Source organism: Comamonas denitrificans (assembly GCF_042654745.1).
Taxonomy (GTDB): Bacteria; Pseudomonadota; Gammaproteobacteria; order Burkholderiales; family Burkholderiaceae_C; genus Comamonas; species Comamonas denitrificans.
In genome coordinates, this window is record NZ_JBHSEY010000048.1 from 44197 (window position 1) to 60212 (window position 16016).

The 16016-nt window shown below is 62.8% G+C and carries 14 protein-coding genes and 2 tRNA genes; 10 read left to right on the forward strand and 6 right to left on the reverse strand.

Translation table 11 applies throughout. From position 1 onward, the window contains the following. Positions 1 to 43: 43 nt before the first annotated feature. The 5 genes from ACFO24_RS09995 to ACFO24_RS10015 all read left to right on the forward strand — a co-directional run bounded on the left by ACFO24_RS09995 (position 44) and on the right by ACFO24_RS10015 (position 4205). Positions 44 to 1858, forward strand: coding sequence for a M61 family metallopeptidase (locus ACFO24_RS09995; RefSeq protein ID WP_377738214.1), 1815 nt, complete (start codon positions 44 to 46; stop codon positions 1856 to 1858). A 50-nt stretch (positions 1859 to 1908) separates the two neighbouring features. Further along, entirely contained in the window at positions 1909 to 2688 is a 780-nt protein-coding gene (locus ACFO24_RS10000; RefSeq protein WP_377738215.1) for an enoyl-CoA hydratase, read from the forward strand. Between the two features lie 57 nt (positions 2689 to 2745). Beyond that, positions 2746 to 2822, forward strand: a tRNA-Met gene (locus tag ACFO24_RS10005). Between the two features lie 23 nt (positions 2823 to 2845). Beyond that, positions 2846 to 2922 (forward strand) — tRNA-Met (locus ACFO24_RS10010). A gap of 41 nt (positions 2923 to 2963) precedes the next feature. Next, positions 2964 to 4205 carry a BaiN/RdsA family NAD(P)/FAD-dependent oxidoreductase gene (locus ACFO24_RS10015; RefSeq protein ID WP_377738216.1) on the forward strand — a complete coding sequence of 414 codons (1242 nt, stop codon included), beginning with the start codon at positions 2964 to 2966 and terminating at the stop codon, positions 4203 to 4205. Between the two features lie 24 nt (positions 4206 to 4229). On the opposite strand, the gene ACFO24_RS10020 is transcribed toward ACFO24_RS10015, so the two are convergent. Then, positions 4230 to 4811, reverse strand: a complete 582-nt coding sequence (locus ACFO24_RS10020) for a C40 family peptidase (RefSeq protein WP_377738218.1) — start codon at positions 4809 to 4811, stop codon at positions 4230 to 4232. A gap of 128 nt (positions 4812 to 4939) precedes the next feature. After that, positions 4940 to 6328, reverse strand: coding sequence for a signal recognition particle protein (gene ffh / locus ACFO24_RS10025; RefSeq protein ID WP_377738219.1), 1389 nt, complete (start codon positions 6326 to 6328; stop codon positions 4940 to 4942). Positions 6329 to 6452: 124 nt separating this feature from the next. On the opposite strand from ffh, the gene ACFO24_RS10030 reads away from it, so the two are divergent. Genes ACFO24_RS10030 through ampD form a run of 5 tightly spaced genes read left to right on the forward strand, consistent with a single transcriptional unit; the run spans position 6453 to position 11379 of the window. Beyond that, positions 6453 to 7259 (forward strand): cytochrome C assembly family protein, encoded by an 807-nt coding sequence (locus ACFO24_RS10030; protein WP_377738220.1) that lies wholly within the window; start codon positions 6453 to 6455, stop codon positions 7257 to 7259. Next, complete coding sequence (locus ACFO24_RS10035; protein ID WP_377738221.1) at positions 7256 to 7501, forward strand: PP0621 family protein; 246 nt, start codon at positions 7256 to 7258, stop codon at positions 7499 to 7501. The genes ACFO24_RS10030 and ACFO24_RS10035 overlap by 4 nt, the downstream gene beginning before the upstream one ends. After that, positions 7498 to 9267, forward strand: coding sequence for a two-component system sensor histidine kinase NtrB (locus tag ACFO24_RS10040; protein ID WP_377738223.1), 1770 nt, complete (start codon positions 7498 to 7500; stop codon positions 9265 to 9267). Before ACFO24_RS10035 ends, ACFO24_RS10040 begins: the two co-directional genes overlap by 4 nt. 3 nt (positions 9268 to 9270) lie before the next feature. After that, positions 9271 to 10773, forward strand: coding sequence for a sigma-54-dependent transcriptional regulator (locus ACFO24_RS10045; RefSeq protein WP_377738224.1), 1503 nt, complete (start codon positions 9271 to 9273; stop codon positions 10771 to 10773). 3 nt (positions 10774 to 10776) lie between these two features. Then, positions 10777 to 11379 (forward strand): 1,6-anhydro-N-acetylmuramyl-L-alanine amidase AmpD, encoded by a 603-nt coding sequence (gene ampD / locus ACFO24_RS10050; protein ID WP_377738225.1) that lies wholly within the window; start codon positions 10777 to 10779, stop codon positions 11377 to 11379. Positions 11380 to 11466: 87 nt separating this feature from the next. Here ampD and ACFO24_RS10055 read toward each other — a convergent pair whose 3' ends face one another. The 4 genes from ACFO24_RS10055 to ACFO24_RS10070 all read right to left on the reverse strand — a co-directional run bounded on the left by ACFO24_RS10055 (position 11467) and on the right by ACFO24_RS10070 (position 15953). After that, on the reverse strand, positions 11467 to 11733 hold the full coding sequence (locus ACFO24_RS10055; protein WP_377738226.1) for a hypothetical protein: 267 nt from the start codon (positions 11731 to 11733) through the stop codon (positions 11467 to 11469). Positions 11734 to 11795: 62 nt separating this feature from the next. Continuing rightward, entirely contained in the window at positions 11796 to 12785 is a 990-nt protein-coding gene (locus ACFO24_RS10060; RefSeq protein WP_377738227.1) for an LLM class flavin-dependent oxidoreductase, read from the reverse strand. Positions 12786 to 12904: 119 nt separating this feature from the next. Beyond that, complete coding sequence (locus ACFO24_RS10065; RefSeq protein ID WP_377738228.1) at positions 12905 to 14341, reverse strand: catalase; 1437 nt, start codon at positions 14339 to 14341, stop codon at positions 12905 to 12907. 169 nt (positions 14342 to 14510) lie between these two features. Then, positions 14511 to 15953 (reverse strand): methyl-accepting chemotaxis protein, encoded by a 1443-nt coding sequence (locus ACFO24_RS10070; protein WP_377738229.1) that lies wholly within the window; start codon positions 15951 to 15953, stop codon positions 14511 to 14513. Positions 15954 to 16016 lie beyond the last annotated feature (63 nt).

Consider the following 16016-nt stretch of genomic DNA (forward strand, 5'->3'; position numbering starts at 1 on the left):
CATCATTTAACGCCCGTGGTGGCAGGGTTGATGCCACCTTGCCATGACTGCCCACACTGCTGCCACCACCCCCCTGTCTCACCCGCCGCTTGCGCCCATCCACTACCAAGTGGCATTGCACGATGTGCAGGCCCACCTTTTTCGCATCACGCTCACCATCGCCCAGCCCGCCCAGCAGCAAGAGGTGAGCCTGCCTGTGTGGATTCCCGGCAGCTACCTGGTGCGCGAATTTGCCAAAAACCTGCACCAACTCACCGCCCAGCAAGGCGGCCAAGCCTGCACCGTCACCCAGTGCGACAAGCACCGCTGGCGCATCTCCTGCACGCACGGTACGCCACTGGTGCTCACTTACCTGGTCAGTGCCTACGACAACTCGGTGCGCATGGCCTGGCTGGACCAACGCCGGGGTTTTTTCAATGGCACCAGCTTGCTCTTGCGTATTCATAATCAAGAGCACGTTGCGCATGATTTAGAAGTCATTCAGCATCAAAACTACCTGAATTGGCAATTAATAACAGCGCTACCAGCTATCAAAACAGAAGATAACGGCTTTGGCCACTACCGCGCCCAGAACTACGATGAGCTGGTCGATAGCCCCGTGGAAATGGGCACTTTCTGGCATGGCCGCTTTAGCGCAGGCGGCGTGGAGCACCACTTTGTCGTGGCCGGTGCCCCCGCCACGTTTGACGGGGAACGCCTGCTGGCCGATACGCAAAAAATCTGCGCCGCGCAAATCCAGCTCTGGCACCCCGACGGCAGCCCACCAGAGCAGCGCAACTACGTCTTCATGCTCAACGCCACCCACGACGGCTACGGCGGCCTGGAGCACCGGCACAGCACCGCCCTCATCTGCAACCGCGCCGACCTGCCCCGCCAAGGCGTGGCGCAGCAGACCGAGGGTTACACCACCTTGCTCGGCCTGATCAGCCACGAATACTTTCACACTTGGAACGTCAAGCGCCTGCGCCCGGCGGCCTTCGCCCCCTACAACTACAACCAAGAAAATTACACCGAGCTGCTGTGGTTCTTTGAAGGGCTGACCAGCTATTACGACGACCTGGTGCTGCACCGCACCGGCCTGATCGACACCCCGGCCTACTTCAAGCTGCTGGCCAAAACCATCAACCAAGTGCTGCAAACCCCGGGGCGCAAGGTGCAAAGCGTGGCCCAGGCCAGCTTCGATGCCTGGGTGAAGTACTACCGCCCGGACGAAAACACCGCCAACGCCACCGTCAGCTACTACACCAAGGGGGCGCTGGTCGGCCTGTGCCTGGACCTGCAATTGCGCCGCGAGGGCAGCAATCTGGACGCTTTGATGCGCCACCTGTGGCAACACTGCCCGGATCGGCAAGTCACTGAAGAGCGCATCCTGGCCAGCCTGCACGCCCTCACCGGGCGCAGTTGGCAGCCAGAGCTCAGCGCCTGGGTGCATGGCACCGACGATTTACCACTGGCCGACCTGCTGGCCGCCTTTGGTGTCACCCTGGAAAGCCAGCCCGCCGCCACGGCCCAAGCGCTGGGCCTGCGCGCGCAAGAGGGCAGCAGCATCACCATTCGCCAAGTGCTGCGCGGCAGCCCGGCGGAACAGGCGGGCATGATGGCTGGGGACGAGTGGTACGGCATCGAAATCAATGCAGGCCATGGCCCGCAAGGCTGGCGCATCGGCACGCTGGATGAACTGGCGCTGTACACCCCCCCGGGCAGCGCCCTGACAGCCCTCATCGCCCGCGACAAGCAACTGCTGCGCCTGCCCTTGCAGCTGCCGCCAGCGGCCAACCAGCCCTTGAGCAACGTGCAACTACGTACCAGTGATAACACCCAGCTGGCCCAGTGGCTGCCCAACGTCTCGCCGGTATAGCTTCGGTATAGTTAAAGTTTGCCCATATATCCATTGAAAAGGAGCATCCCTTGGCCTACGAAACCATTGAAGTACGCATTGAAGCCGACAAAGTCGGGGTCATCACCCTGAACCGCCCCAAGCAGCTCAACGCCTTGAACGACCAGTTGATGAACGAACTGGGCGCAGCGCTCAAAGCCTTTGATGCCGACGACAACATCGGCTGCATGATCATCACCGGCAGCGAAAAAGCCTTTGCCGCTGGCGCTGATATCTCGGTCATGGCCAAGTACAGCTTTGCCGATGCCTACAAGGGCGACTTCATCACGCGCAACTGGGAAACCATCCGCAGCATCCGCAAGCCCGTCATTGCCGCCGTCAGCGGCTTTGCCCTGGGTGGCGGCTGTGAGCTGGCCATGATGTGCGACTTCATCATCGCGGCCGACAACGCCAAGTTTGGCCAGCCCGAAATCAAGCTGGGCGTTATCCCCGGCGCCGGCGGCACCCAGCGCCTGCCGCGTGCCGTGGGCAAGTCCAAAGCCATGGACATGTGCCTGACCGCCCGCATGATGGATGCCACCGAGGCCGAGCGCAGCGGCCTGGTCAGCCGCGTGGTGCCGCTGGACAAGCTGATGGAAGAAACCCTGGCTGCGGCCATCACCATCAGCGGCTTCTCGCAAATCACCGTGATGGCGGCCAAGGAATCCGTGAACCGCGCCTTTGAAGGCACGCTGGCCGACGGCGTGATGTTCGAGCGCCGCCTGTTCCACGGCCTGTTTGCCACGCAAGATCAAAAGGAAGGCATGGACGCTTTCCTGAACAAGCGCCCCGCGCAATTTACCCACCAATAAACCGGGTTATCAAACAACTCAACACAGCCGCAAAAATTGTCTATAATGCGCGGCTTCGGTCGTGTAGCTCAGTTGGTTAGAGCGCAGCATTCATAATGCTGATGTCGAAGGTTCAAGTCCCTCCACGACCACCAAATTATTTGCCTTTATTGCATTCGGTCGTATAGCTCAGTCGGTTAGAGCGCAGCATTCATAATGCTGATGTCGAAGGTTCGAGTCCCTCTACGACCACCATCTCAAGCCAGTGTTTCTTTGCAAACACTGGCTTTTTTCTTATGCCTTATTTTGACGTTGTCATTGTGGGCGCAGGGGCGGCAGGCCTGTTTTGCGCCGCACAAGCGGGCCAACGCGGCTTGCGCGTGCTGCTCATCGACCACGCCGAGCGCGTGGCCGAAAAAATCCGCATCTCCGGCGGTGGGCGCTGCAACTTCACCAACCGCCACCTCGACCCGCGCACCGGCCACCAGCACTACCTGGGACAGAACCCGCAATTTGCCCGCTCGGCCCTGTCGCGCTTTACGCCGCAGCACTTTATCGACTTGGTAGAAAAAAACGGCATCGCCTTTCACGAAAAACACAAAGGCCAGCTGTTTGCCGACCGCAGCGCCCAGGACATCGTGCGCATGCTGCTCGATGCCTGCGCACTGGCCGGAGTGCAGCGCTGGCAGCCCTGCACCATCGAAACCATAGAGGCTGAAGCGGCCTCCGCCCCCCGTTCAGGCCCCAGCCGCTACCGCCTGCACACCAGCCAAGGCCTGGTGCAGGCACACAACCTGGTCGTGGCCACGGGCGGCCTGTCCATTCCCAAAATTGGTGCCACCGACTTTGGCTACCGCATTGCCAAGCAATTTGGTCTGCCTATCGTTGCCCAGCGTCCGGGTTTGGTGCCCTTGCGCTTTGCGGGGGAGGATTGGGCACCCTACGCCGACTTGGCCGGTGTTGCCCTGCCGGTGCGCATCAGCACCGGCGAGAAAAAGCCCGCCATCGCCTTCGATGAGGATTTGCTGTTCACCCACCGGGGGCTGTCTGGCCCAGCCATCTTGCAAATTTCCAGCTACTGGCAACCGGGCCAGCCGCTGACCATCGACCTGCTACCGCACCTGGACATTGCCGCGGCCTTGCAAGAAGCCAAAGCCAGCAGCAAAAAACAACTGCCCAACCTGTTGGCCCAATGGCTGCCGACGCGTTTGGCCGAAGCTTGGTGCCAGCACACCCCGGCCTGGCAAGGGCCCGTGAACCAATGCAGCGACAAAGCCCTGGCGCAGTTGGCGCACTCCTTAAGCCACTGGCAAATCACCCCCAGCGGCACCGAAGGCTATGCCAAGGCCGAAGTCACCTTGGGCGGCGTGGACACGCAAGCGCTTGCGCAACAAAGCATGCAGGCCAAGCAGCAGCCCGGCCTGTTCTTTATTGGCGAGGTGGTGGACATCACCGGCTGGCTGGGGGGCTATAACTTCCAGTGGGCCTGGGCCAGCGCCTATGTCTGCGCCCAGGCGCTGCAGGCCGCTTCGGCGTAACGCCTGGCCTGGGCCAAGGCGCACTCAGGCAAAAATGCTGCGGGCCTCGGTAAAGCGCTTGGCAAAGTAGGGGTTGTCCATGCGCACGCGCTGCACTGTGCCGCCGCTGGACGGGGCATGCACAAACTGCCCATTGCCGACAAAAATCCCCATGTGCGAATAGCGCCCGCCCAGGGTGTTGAAAAACACGAAATCACCCCGCGCCAGCCCCCGGCCCCGCACCGGGCTGCTGGCCTGCGCCCACTGCGCCGTGGTGCGCGGCAGCGGCTTGCTGGTAATGCCGCGCACGGCGTACTGAATCAGTCCGCTGCAATCAAAGCCGCCCTCGGGCGTATTACCGCCATAGGTGTAGGGCGTGTTGATGACCAGCAGGGTGCGGGCCAAGAGCGGCTCGCGCTGCGCGGCGGGCAGGCGCAAACCTTGGGCACCGGCAGGCGGCGCAGCAGACGCTGTGGGCCGCGCAGGGCCGCGCTTGGGCGGGGCGCTGGAACATCCGGCCAGCAACAGCAAGGCCGCAGCGGTCAAACGGCCCAGGTCACGGCCTGCCTGGCGGCGTGCGGGGGAGGTGAGTGGATCCAGTGGCTGCATGGGGACAATTATGGCCATGGCGGCATTCAAGAAAAATAAAATAGCTGCTTACGCTGATAGATAAACAGATTTAGAAGCTAAACACTATTAAATCGTTTATTCATCAGCGTAAACAGCTATGTTTTACACCGTATTGCCGCCTGCGTTCAAAACGGCAGCTTGGGCATGCCGCCGCCCATCAGGCCCTTCATGCCTTTGGCACCGCCGAGTTTTTTGAGCATTTTCATCATTCCGCTGCCCTTCATTTTTTTCATCATGGACTGCATTTGCTCAAACTCCTTGAGCAGGCGATTGACCTCGTACACCGGCACGCCGGCCCCGGCAGCGATGCGTTTTTTGCGCGTGGCTTTGATGATGGCGGGGTTTTTGCGCTCTTTTTGCGTCATCGAGCAGATGATGCCTTCCTTGCGGCGCACTTCTTTTTCGGCTTTGTCCATGTCCATGCTGCCGGCCTTGCTGGCGATTTCGCTGGGCAGTTTGTCCATCAGGCTGGACAGGCCGCCCATCTGTTTCATCTGCTGCAGCTGGGCGAGGAAGTCGTTCAGGTCAAAGCCATCGCCGCTTTTGACTTTTTCGGCCAGCTTTTGCGCAGCTTCCAGGTCCACGTTTTGCGTCACCTGCTCGACCAGGGCCACGATGTCGCCCATGCCCAGCACGCGCTGGGCGTGGCGGTCGGCATCGAACACTTCCAGACCGTCGATTTTTTCGCTGACACCGGCAAACTTGATCGGAGCGCCGGTGATGGCGCGCACCGACAGCGCCGCGCCGCCACGCGAGTCGCCGTCCAGCTTGGTCAGTACGATGCCGGTCAGCGGCAGCGCTTCTTTAAAGGCTTTGGCGGTGTTCACCGCGTCCTGGCCCTGCATGGCATCGACGACAAACAGGGTTTCGACCGGTTTGAGCAGGGCATGCAAGTCTTTGATTTCCTGCATCAGCAACTCGTCAATGGCCAGGCGGCCGGCGGTATCGACCAGCAGCACGTCAAAGTAATGTTTTTTGGCGTAATCGAGCGCGGCGCGGGCGATGTCCTGGGGTTTTTGGTCGGGGGTGCTGGCAAACCATTCGGCCCCGGCCTGGGCGGTGACGGTTTTCAGCTGCTCGATGGCCGCCGGGCGGTACACGTCGCCCGAGACGGTGAGCACTTTCTTTTTGCGCTTTTCGATCAGGTGCTTGGCCAATTTTGCCGTGGTGGTGGTTTTACCCGCGCCTTGCAAACCGGCCATCAGGATGACGGCCGGGGGCTGGGCGGCCAGGTTGATGTCGGCCACCCCTTCGCCCATGGTGGCGGCCAGTTCGGCATTGACGATGCCCACCAGCGCCTGGCCGGGCTTTAAGCTGCCCAGCACTTCTTGGCCCAGGGCTTTTTCTTTGACGCGGGCAATAAAGTCACGCACCACGGGCAAGGCCACGTCGGCTTCCAGCAGGGCCATGCGCACTTCGCGCAGCATGTCCTGCACGTTGGACTCGGTAATGCGAGCCTGGCCGCGCATTTCCTTGACCAGGCGCGAGAGTTTGTCGGTAAGTGCGGATGCCATAAATCAAAAACCCTGAAAAGAAGCCAGCAAAAGCGGGCAATTCTACCTGCTAGGGGGTCGGCAGCGGCCCCAAGGCCTGCGGCTGCGCTGCGCGGCAGGTAGCGCCAGCGATATGATGGCGACCATGGCGCTGCACCCCCATTTTTCTGCTCCCACCTCTGTTTGGACCCTGGCCCCTGCGGGCATGGCCACGCTCGCTTATTTGCTGGCGGCATTTTCTACCCAGCGCGCGGGCCAGGCCCGCACCAGCTTGTACACCGCTTGGGGCTTGCACTTGCTGTCGCTGGTGGCGGGCGTGTTCAACACACCCGCCCATTTTGGTTTTGCCCCAGCGCTGTCCATTACCGCCTGGCTGATGCTGACCATGTATTTGGTTGAGCAGCAGCTGTACCCCCGCATGCGGGCAGCCAGTCTGTTGGCGGTGATGGGGGCTGTGGCGGTGCTGTTGGCGGTCTTTTTCCCCGGCACCTCACTGGCCAATGGGCCATCGGTCTGGTTGCCATTGCATTTGACCTTGGGGGTGGCCTCGTACGGTTTGTTTGCCGCTGCCGTGGTACACGCAGGGCTGATGACCCGGGCCGAACGGCGCATCCGCCGCGCCAGTGAAGATGGCGCCGGCGTGCCCTTGCTGACGCTGGAGCGCATCATGTTCCACTGCGTGAATGCCGGTTTTGTGCTGCTGACGGCCACCTTGCTGGTGGGCTGGCTGTTTGGCGAAGCGCTGTACGGCCACCCCTGGCGCTTTGACCATAAAACCGTGTTCTCCCTGCTGGCCTGGGTGGTGTTTGCCGTGCTGCTGGTGGGCCGTGCCCGCTTTGGCTGGCGCGGCCTGCACGCTACGCGCATGGTGTATGCCGGGGCGGTGATGCTGCTCTTGGGCTATGCCGGTTCGCGCTTTGTGCTGGAAGTGCTGCTGGGGCACGGTGCATGAGTAAATACTTGCTGGTCACGTTGGTGCTGTTGGTGGCCGTTGCGCTGTGGCGGCACAAGCACCGTAAAGCCGTTGCGCCCAAACCGCGCCCAGGCGCGGCCCCGCGCAACCACCTGCCGGTGCAAACCATGGTCTGCTGTGCCCACTGCGGGCTGCACCTGCCCCAGGCCGAGGCCAGTGCCGCCAATGGGCAGTTTTTTTGCAGCCCTGCCCACCAGCAGCGCGGTGCCCGTCAGCCATGATGGCCCAGGCCACCCATCCGCAAAGCACCACCACCTTGCCCCTGGCCATGGCCCGGCGTTTATGGCGGGCCTTTAGCCTGGGGCGGGTGTTTTCGGCCCTGATGCTGCTGGGCATGCTGGTGCCGCAAACCAGCCACTTGGATTCGGTGCTGACCAATTTTTCTTGGTTTCTGGGCGGGCTCTACCTGATCCTGACCTGCGCCGCGTGGTTGCTGCTGCGCAACCATCCGCCCGGGCAGCAATGGGGTTTGGCCTGGGTGGCCACGCTGGCGCTGGAGGTGGGCATCATCAGCCTGGTGCAACTGCTGCAGCTGTGGCAACCGGGCGGCACGCTGCACTTTTCGCCCTTGCTGGCCCTGCCCATTTTGGCGGCCGCTTGCCTGGGAAACCTGCGCATGGCTTTGGCCACCACGGCCAGCGTGACCTTGCTTTTGCTCGGCGGCTATGCCTTGGCCGCCTTGGATGGCCTGCCCAATGGGTGGGAGCTGACCGTGCAGGTGGCCACGGTGTGCGCCGGGTATTTTGCGGTCGCCTTTCTCACCCACCACCTGGCCCAGCGCCTGGGCTGGCAAGAGCGCTTGGCTCGCCGCCACCACCGCCTGGCCCGATCGCAAGAAGAGATCAACACCCTGATCATTGACCGGCTGACCGAAGGGGTGCTGGTGGTCGATAGCAGCTTGCAGATTCAGCAAGCCAACCCGGCGGCCTGCCAACTGCTAGGGGGCGATTGCAAGCCGCCCATGGCCCTGAACCAGCGCCCCGCTTGGCAGCCGCTGGGCGAATTGGTGTTGCAAGCCTTAAGCACCGGCCAGTCCCAAGATGCGCGCTTGCAGCTGGTGGAGGCCAACCTGCCCCCGGTGGGGCTGTACGTGCGCGTCTGGCCCAGCGACCACAGCACCGACGATGGCCTGCAAGGCAGCGAGCACCCCTTTCTGTCCGAAGACAGCCAGTACACCGCACCGGCCACGCAATTTCTGGTTTTTCTGGAAGACTTGCGCCAGCTGGAGGCCCGCCTGCGCACCGAAAAAATGGCCGCCATGGGCCGCATGTCTGCCGCCGTAGCGCATGAAATCCGCAACCCGCTGGCGGCCATCAGTCAAGCCAATGCCTTGTTGGCCGAAGACATTACCGACCCGGCCCAGCAGCGCTTGGTCCACATGGTGGCCGCCAACGCCCAACGCATTGCCCACACGATTGAAGACGTGCTGGACATTGCCCGGGTGCAGCAGCAAATTCAGCACAGCCCCTCGATTGGCCTGGCGCTGGACGAGGTCGTCAGCACCATCTGGCGCGAGTGGCAAGCCCAAGACAGTGCCCAGCGCCAAGGCCGCTGCCACCTGGACTGCCCCGGCAGCGTGGCCTTTGACAGCGAGCACCTGCGCCGCATCATCGTCAATCTGCTGGACAACGCCCAGCGCTACGCCCAGCCCGATGCAAGCGGGCACAAACAGCTGTGGCTGGGCACAGGCCGCCAGCGCAATGGCCGGGCCTGGGTGCAGGTCTGGAGCAGCGGGCCAGAAATTGAAGCCAGCATGCAAAACCATTTGTTTGAGCCGTTTTTTTCCTCGCACAGCCGCTCCAGCGGCCTGGGCCTGTTCATTTGCCGCGAGCTGTGCCAGCGCCACGGTGCCAGCCTGCGCTACCACCGCCAAGCTTGCCCTGGTCAGCCTGAAGGCCCGGCCGGCAATGCCTTTACCCTGCGCTTTGCCCACAGCAGCCCCGCCGCCCGGGGGCAGACTGGCGCTTTGTTTACTGCTTCGGATTGACCTATGCCCACTGCCCCTGCCCGCATTTTGGTCGTGGACGATGAGCCCGATCTGCGCACCCTGTACGAACTGACCTTGCTGCGCGATGGCCACCACGTCAGCACCGCCGCCAACCTGGCCCAAGCCAGCGCCTTGCTGGCCAGCCAGCGCTTTGACGTGCTCATCACCGATATGCGCCTGCCCGATGGCCTGGGCATGGCGCTGCTGCACGAGTTGCACCAGCAGCAGCGCCAAGAGCGCAGCATTGTGATTACCGCCTATGGCAGCGCCGAAAACGCCGTTGAGGCACTGCGCTATGGCGCGTTTGATTACCTGACCAAGCCGGTCGATCTCAAGCAATTTCGCCGCGTCGTGGCCTCGGCCACCGAAGGCCTGCCCGCGCCCAACACCCCGGCCGCACCGGCCTTGGCAACCCCCGCCTGCAGCGCCCTCCCCCCTTGCGATAGCAGCATCCATCCTGCCGCCTGTGCCGCACTAGAGCGCTTGGCCGGCCAATCCCCCGCCATGCAATTGCTGCGCCAGCGCATCCAAAAAGTCGCCCCCAGCATGGCACCGGTGCTCATCACGGGCGAATCGGGCACGGGCAAAGAGCTGGTCGCACGCGCCCTGCACGCCTGCAGCCACCGCAGCCACGGCCCGTGGGTGGCGGTGAACTGCGGGGCCATCCCCGAGCATTTGCTGGAGGCCGAATTTTTCGGTGCCCGCAAAGGGGCCTTTACCGGGGCCAACGCCGACCGCCAGGGCTTTTTTCAGGCGGCCAACGGCGGCACCTTGTTTTTGGACGAATTGGGCGAGCTGCCCCTGGCCATGCAGGCCAAGCTGCTGCGCGCCATCCAAGAGCGCAGCGTGCGCGCCCTGGGGGCCACCCAAGAAGAAGGCGTGGACGTGCGCATCATCAGCGCCACCCACCGCAACCTGGCCAACGATGTGCAAACGGGGCGCTTTCGCCAAGACCTGTTCTACCGCCTGAATGTCATTGACGTGCAATTGCCCGCCCTGCGCGAGCGCCGCGAAGACCTGCCCCTGCTGTGCGAGCGCCTGCTGGCCAATATGGCGCAAGAAAACGGCCTGCCCGTGCCGCCGCCCAGCCCGGCTCTGCTGCAGCATGTGCAAAGCCTGCCCCTGCCGGGCAATGTGCGCGAGCTGGAAAACCTCTTGCACCGCTACGTCGCCCTGGGCGACGAGGGCCTGGGCCAAACAGCCACGGCACCGCTGGCCGCGTTCGCCGCGCCCATGGCCTCCCCCGGTGCAGCCTCTGTTGCCCCCCCCGCTGTCTCACCAGGTGCGCCCACCCACGCCGCCGCGGCCCCCACGCCAGAAAATCCCCCGCCCAAAAGGCATGCCTTCGCGGCCTGGCTGGATGCCCAAGAGCGCCAACTGCTCGCCCAGGCCCTGCAAACCCAAGGGGGCGATATCACCGCTGCCGCCGCCCAACTGGGGTTGGAGCCCACGCAAATTCAGTACCGTTTGCAGCGGCTGCACCTTCCCCATCCAGCGGCCCACTAGCCCATGCCCGCCCCCACCGCCCCCACCGCCCACTGGCACCAAGGTTGGCTCTGCGCCCCCCACGTGCAGCACCTGCCCTCCCCCAACTTTGGCCCCCGGCCCGCTGGGGCCTGCATTGACCTGGCCGTGCTGCACTCCATCAGCCTGCCGCCAGGCCAATACGGCACCGGTTGCGTACAGCAACTGTTTACCAACCAGCTTGACTGGGCAGCCCACCCGTACTTTGAAAGCATTCGCGGCCTGGAAGTGTCGGCCCATTTTTTCATCACCCGCCAAGGCATGGTGTGGCAGTTTGTCAGCGCCGATGACCGCGCCTGGCATGCCGGCGCTTCGGCCTGGCGCGGGCGCAGCAACTGCAATGACGACTCGATCGGCATCGAGCTCGAAGGGCTGGAGGGCGCAACCTTTGCCCCCCCGCAATACCGCGCCCTGGCGGGGCTGCTAGAACAACTGGCCGCCCAGTACCCGCTGACCCACCTGGCGGGCCACGAACACATTGCCCCAGGCCGCAAGCACGACCCAGGCCCCGGTTTTTCCTGGGCGCAGCTGCTGGCCCTGTTGCCAGCGCCGCTGCGCGCACGGCTGCAACGGCCTGCAGGCACATAGTGGTAGCGATGGCAGAGCCATGGCCGTCATCGATCGCAGCCATGGCATTTGATTAAACCCGGCAAGGCCGCTATGCTGCGCGCGCATTCACGCCCTAGCCCAAGAAAGCCCAACCATGGCCACCACCTCCTCTACCACCAAGCAATCTGCCCCCAAAGCCGCCGCCGCCACAGCACCCGCAAAAAGCAAAACCAGTGCCAGCGCCAGCAAAACAACAAAAAAAGTAGCTGTTCCCGAAAGTAAAAAAACAAAATCAGAGCCAATTGACGCTGAAATCGCCGTAAAACAAGCGGAAAAAGCTACTAAATCAAAAGCAAAACCCGTGGCCAGCACCACCCTGGCACCCCAGGCCATCTGGCCCTTTCCCATTGGGCCTAAGCCGTAACTTGGCCCGCGCTTAAGAACGTGTTCACGATCTAAACCATGGCCTGCGCCGTCAGCTGTAGCGAGCGCAGGCGCAAATCGGCATCAAACACATCGCTCACCAGCATGAACTCGTCGGCCTGCGTGGCCTGGGCCAGCGCCTGCAAGCCAGCACGCACCGTTTGCGGCCCACCGATGATGCCCACGGCCAAAAAATCGGCAATTGCGGCGCGTTCGCGCTCACTCACCTGCTCCATGAAACCTTCCACCGGCGGCTGCAAGCGCGTGCGGTTGCCCGTCAGGATGCCCAGCACGCGCTGGTAGGTGCTGCTGGCCAGAAATTGCGCCTCGGCATCCGTGGGGGCCGCAATCACCGGCACACCAACGATGGCGTAGGGCTTGGCCAGCGCGGCGCTGGGCTTAAACGTCTGGCGGTAAATCGCCAATGCCTGGTGCAGCATGCGCGGCGCAAAGTGCGAGGCAAAGGCATACGGCAATCCCAGGTGGGCGGCCAGTTGCGCTGAAAACAGGCTGGAGCCCAGCAGCCAGATCGGCACATTCGTGCCCGCCCCCGGCACCGCCACAATGGGCTGGCCTGCCTGCGCCGGGGCCAGCAGGCGCTGCAGCTCTTGCACGTCGCGGGGAAAGTCCTCCTCCGTCTCCACCCGGTTGCGGCGCAGGGCCCGCATGGTCGGCCCGTCGGTGCCGGGGGCACGGCCCAGGCCCAGGTCGATGCGGCCCGGATACAGCTCGGCCAGCGTGCCAAACGCCTCGGCCACCACCAGCGGGGCGTGGTTAGGCAGCATGATGCCGCCCGAGCCAACGCGGATGGTTTGCGTAGCCCCGGCAATGTGCCCCACCAGCACCGCCGTGGCCGAGCTGGCAATGCCCGGCATGTTGTGGTGCTCGGCCAGCCAGTAGCGGGCAAAGCCCAAATCTTCAGCGCACTGGGCGGTGCGCACGGCGACCTGTAAGGCCTCGGCCACGGTGCCGCCTTCGCGCACGGCAACCAAATCAAGCATAGAGAGAATAGGCGGGGTCATGGGGTGTCCTCAGGCGATGCCATCCCAGGGGAGGATGGCGACAACGGCGGTGGCCGCAAAAAAAATCCTTCACCGGCAGCTTGCCCGGTGAAGGATGCATCTGGGGCGTACTTCGGTACTTACAAGCCCAGCGCCTTGGCCACGCCTGCACCATAGGCCGGATCGCACTGCGTGCAGTTGGCAATGTGGCGGCGCTTGATTTCGTCCGGCGCATCGCCCATGGCGCGGGCGGTGTTGTCAAACAGCGCCTGCTGCTGCGCCGGGGTCATCAGGCGAAACAGGGCGCGCGGCTGGCTGTAGTAGTCGGCATCGTCCTGGCGGAAATCCCAATGGTCGGCTGCGCCGTTGATTTTCAGGGGCGGCTCGCGAAAGTCGGGCTGCTCCTGCCACTGGCCATAGCCGTTGGGCTCATAGCCCAGGGTGCTGCCGTAGTTGCCGTCCATGCGCATTGCGCCATCGCGGTGGTAGCTGTGTACCGGGCAGCGCGGGGCATTCACGGGGATTTGGCCGTGGTTCACGCCCAGCCGGTAGCGCTGCGCATCACCGTACGAGAACAAGCGCCCTTGCAACATTTTGTCCGGCGAGAAGCTGATGCCCGGCACCACGTTGGCGGGGTTGAAGGCGGCCTGCTCCACCTCGGCAAAGTAGTTGGCGGGGTTGCGGTTGAGCTCGAACTCGCCCACTTCGATCAGCGGGTAGTCGGCCTTGGGCCAGACTTTGGTCAGGTCGAAGGGGTGGTAGGGCACCTTCTCGGCCTCCAGCTCGGGCATGATTTGCACGTACATCGTCCACTTGGGGAAGTCGCCGCGCTCGATGGCATCGTACAAATCGCGCTGGTGGGTTTCGCGGTCATGGGCAACGGCGGCGGCAGCTTCTTCGTCCGTCCAGTTTTTGATGCCCTGCTGGGTTTTGAAGTGGAATTTGACCCAGAAACGCTCATTTTGCGCATTGATGAAGCTGAAGGTGTGCGAGCCAAAACCGTGCATGTGGCGGTAGCTGGCCGGGATGCCCCGGTCGGACATGACCACCGTGACCTGGTGCAGCGCCTCGGGCAGCAGCGTCCAGAAATCCCAGTTATTGCGGGCGCTGCGCAGGTTGGTGCGCGGGTCGCGCTTGACGGCGTGGTTCAGGTCGGGAAATTTCAGCGGGTCGCGCAGGAAGAACACCGGGGTGTTGTTGCCGGCCAAGTCCCAGTTGCCCTCTTCGGTATAAAACTTCATGGCAAAACCACGGATGTCGCGCTCGGCATCGGCCGCGCCGCGCTCACCGGCCACGGTGGAAAAGCGCACAAACATCTCGGTTTTTTTGCCGATTTCCGAGAACAGCTTGGCGCGGGTAAAGCGGGTGATGTCGTGCGTGACGGTAAAAGTGCCGTACGCGCCCGAGCCTTTGGCGTGCATGCGCCGCTCAGGAATCACTTCGCGGTCAAAGTGGGCCAGCTTTTCTAAAAACCACACGTCTTGCAGCAGTTGCGGACCACGCGGGCCGGCGGTCATGACGTTTTGGTTATCGACCACCGGGCAACCGGCGGCGGTGGTGAGTTTGGTCGGTTTCATACGATTTCTCCTTTTTTGCAAAGCCAGCACAACAGGCACTGAACTGGGCTCCAGCTTAGGAGAAATGCCGCCCAAACACCAATATAATTAATTTAATTTATTGATAGTTAATTTTTAATACAGAAAGTTATTTACCGTCCCAGTCCGGCCATGGCGGGGCCGCACGCTCTTACAGCGTAAACACCCCCACCGATTGCTTCAGCCCTCGCGCACTGCCGCGCAGCGCCTGGGCGGCTGCGCTGGACTGCTGGGCCAGATCGGCGTTTTGATACACCGCTTGGTCCATCTGCTGCACGGCCGTGTTGACCTGGGCAATGCCGGTTTGCTGGCTCACCGCCGCTTGGCCAATCAGGGCGTTGATCTCCTTGGCCGCCTCGGCACTGCGCTGGGCCAACGCCCGCACTTCTGCGGCCACCACCGCAAAACCCCGGCCTTGCTCGCCAGCCCGGGCCGCTTCCACGGCGGCGTTCAGCGCCAGCAAATTGGTTTGAAACGCAATGCTTTCAATCGTGGCCGTGATCTCGCCCATGCGGGCCGAGCTGGCGCGAATGGTCTGCATCGCCTGCCCCACTTGCGCGACCACTTGCTGGCCTTGCTGGCTGACCACCTCGTTCTCGCGGCTGTGCAGGGCCATGCGCTGCGTGACATTGCCCACCTCTTGCACCGTGCTGGCAATGTGCTCCATGGCGGCGGTGGTTTCGCCCAGCGCTTGCACCTGGGCCTGGGCACGATCAGCCAGGGCATCGCTGCCCTGGGCAATGGTGGCGGCCGTGGCCACGAATTGGTTGATTTCAGTGCGCACATCGCCCACCACGGCTTGCAGGTTGATTTGAATTTGCTGCATGCCCTGCATCAACTGCCCCAGCGGCCCGGTCAAGCCGTTGGCAATGGGGGCTTGCAGATTGCATCCTGCAATTTTAAGAGCTTCTTGCGCAGCATTTTCAATGGGTTTCAAGCAAAAAGACCTGAAATGCATTAAGAATAAAGCGCTAACAGCTACAAATAAACCAATTCGCAAGCCCAGTGCGGCAGATCCTTGCCAGCCCAGTGCCTCGGGCAGCACGGCACTGGCCAGCAGCGCCAGCAGCCAAGCCAGCAGCTGCGCTTGCATTCCCCACTCCAATGCACGCTGCAGCTTGCCACGCCAGCCGGTGGCATAAACGCGCCCTTGCACGATATCGACATGGCTGCGCCCTTGCGCGGCGGCCTGGCGCATGGCGGCGTACAGGGCTTCGGCCTGGTCAATTTCTTGGGCCGTGGGTTTGGTGCGCACCGACAGGTATTCGCGTGGTTTGCCGTCTTGCATGATGGGCGTGACGTTGGCCCGCACCCAGTAGTGATCGCCATTTTTGCGGCGGTTTTTTACCAGGCCTGTCCACGGCTGGCCCCGGCCAATGGTGCGCCACAAATCCTTGAACGCGGCGGCCGGCACATCGGGGTGGCGAATCAGGCTGTGCGGCTGGCCCAGCAGCTCAGCCATATCAAAACCGCTGACGCGCTGAAAAGCGCCGTTGCAGTGGGTGATCTCGCCCTTGAGGTTGGTGGTGGAAACCAGCAGCTCATCGGCCGGATAGTCGTAGTTGTGCTGGGTAACGGGCAGATTCAGCCGCATGTTGTCTTGACCTTTAATGGATATGGTTTGCGGCCTATTTTATGAACTTGACGCAGATCAAAT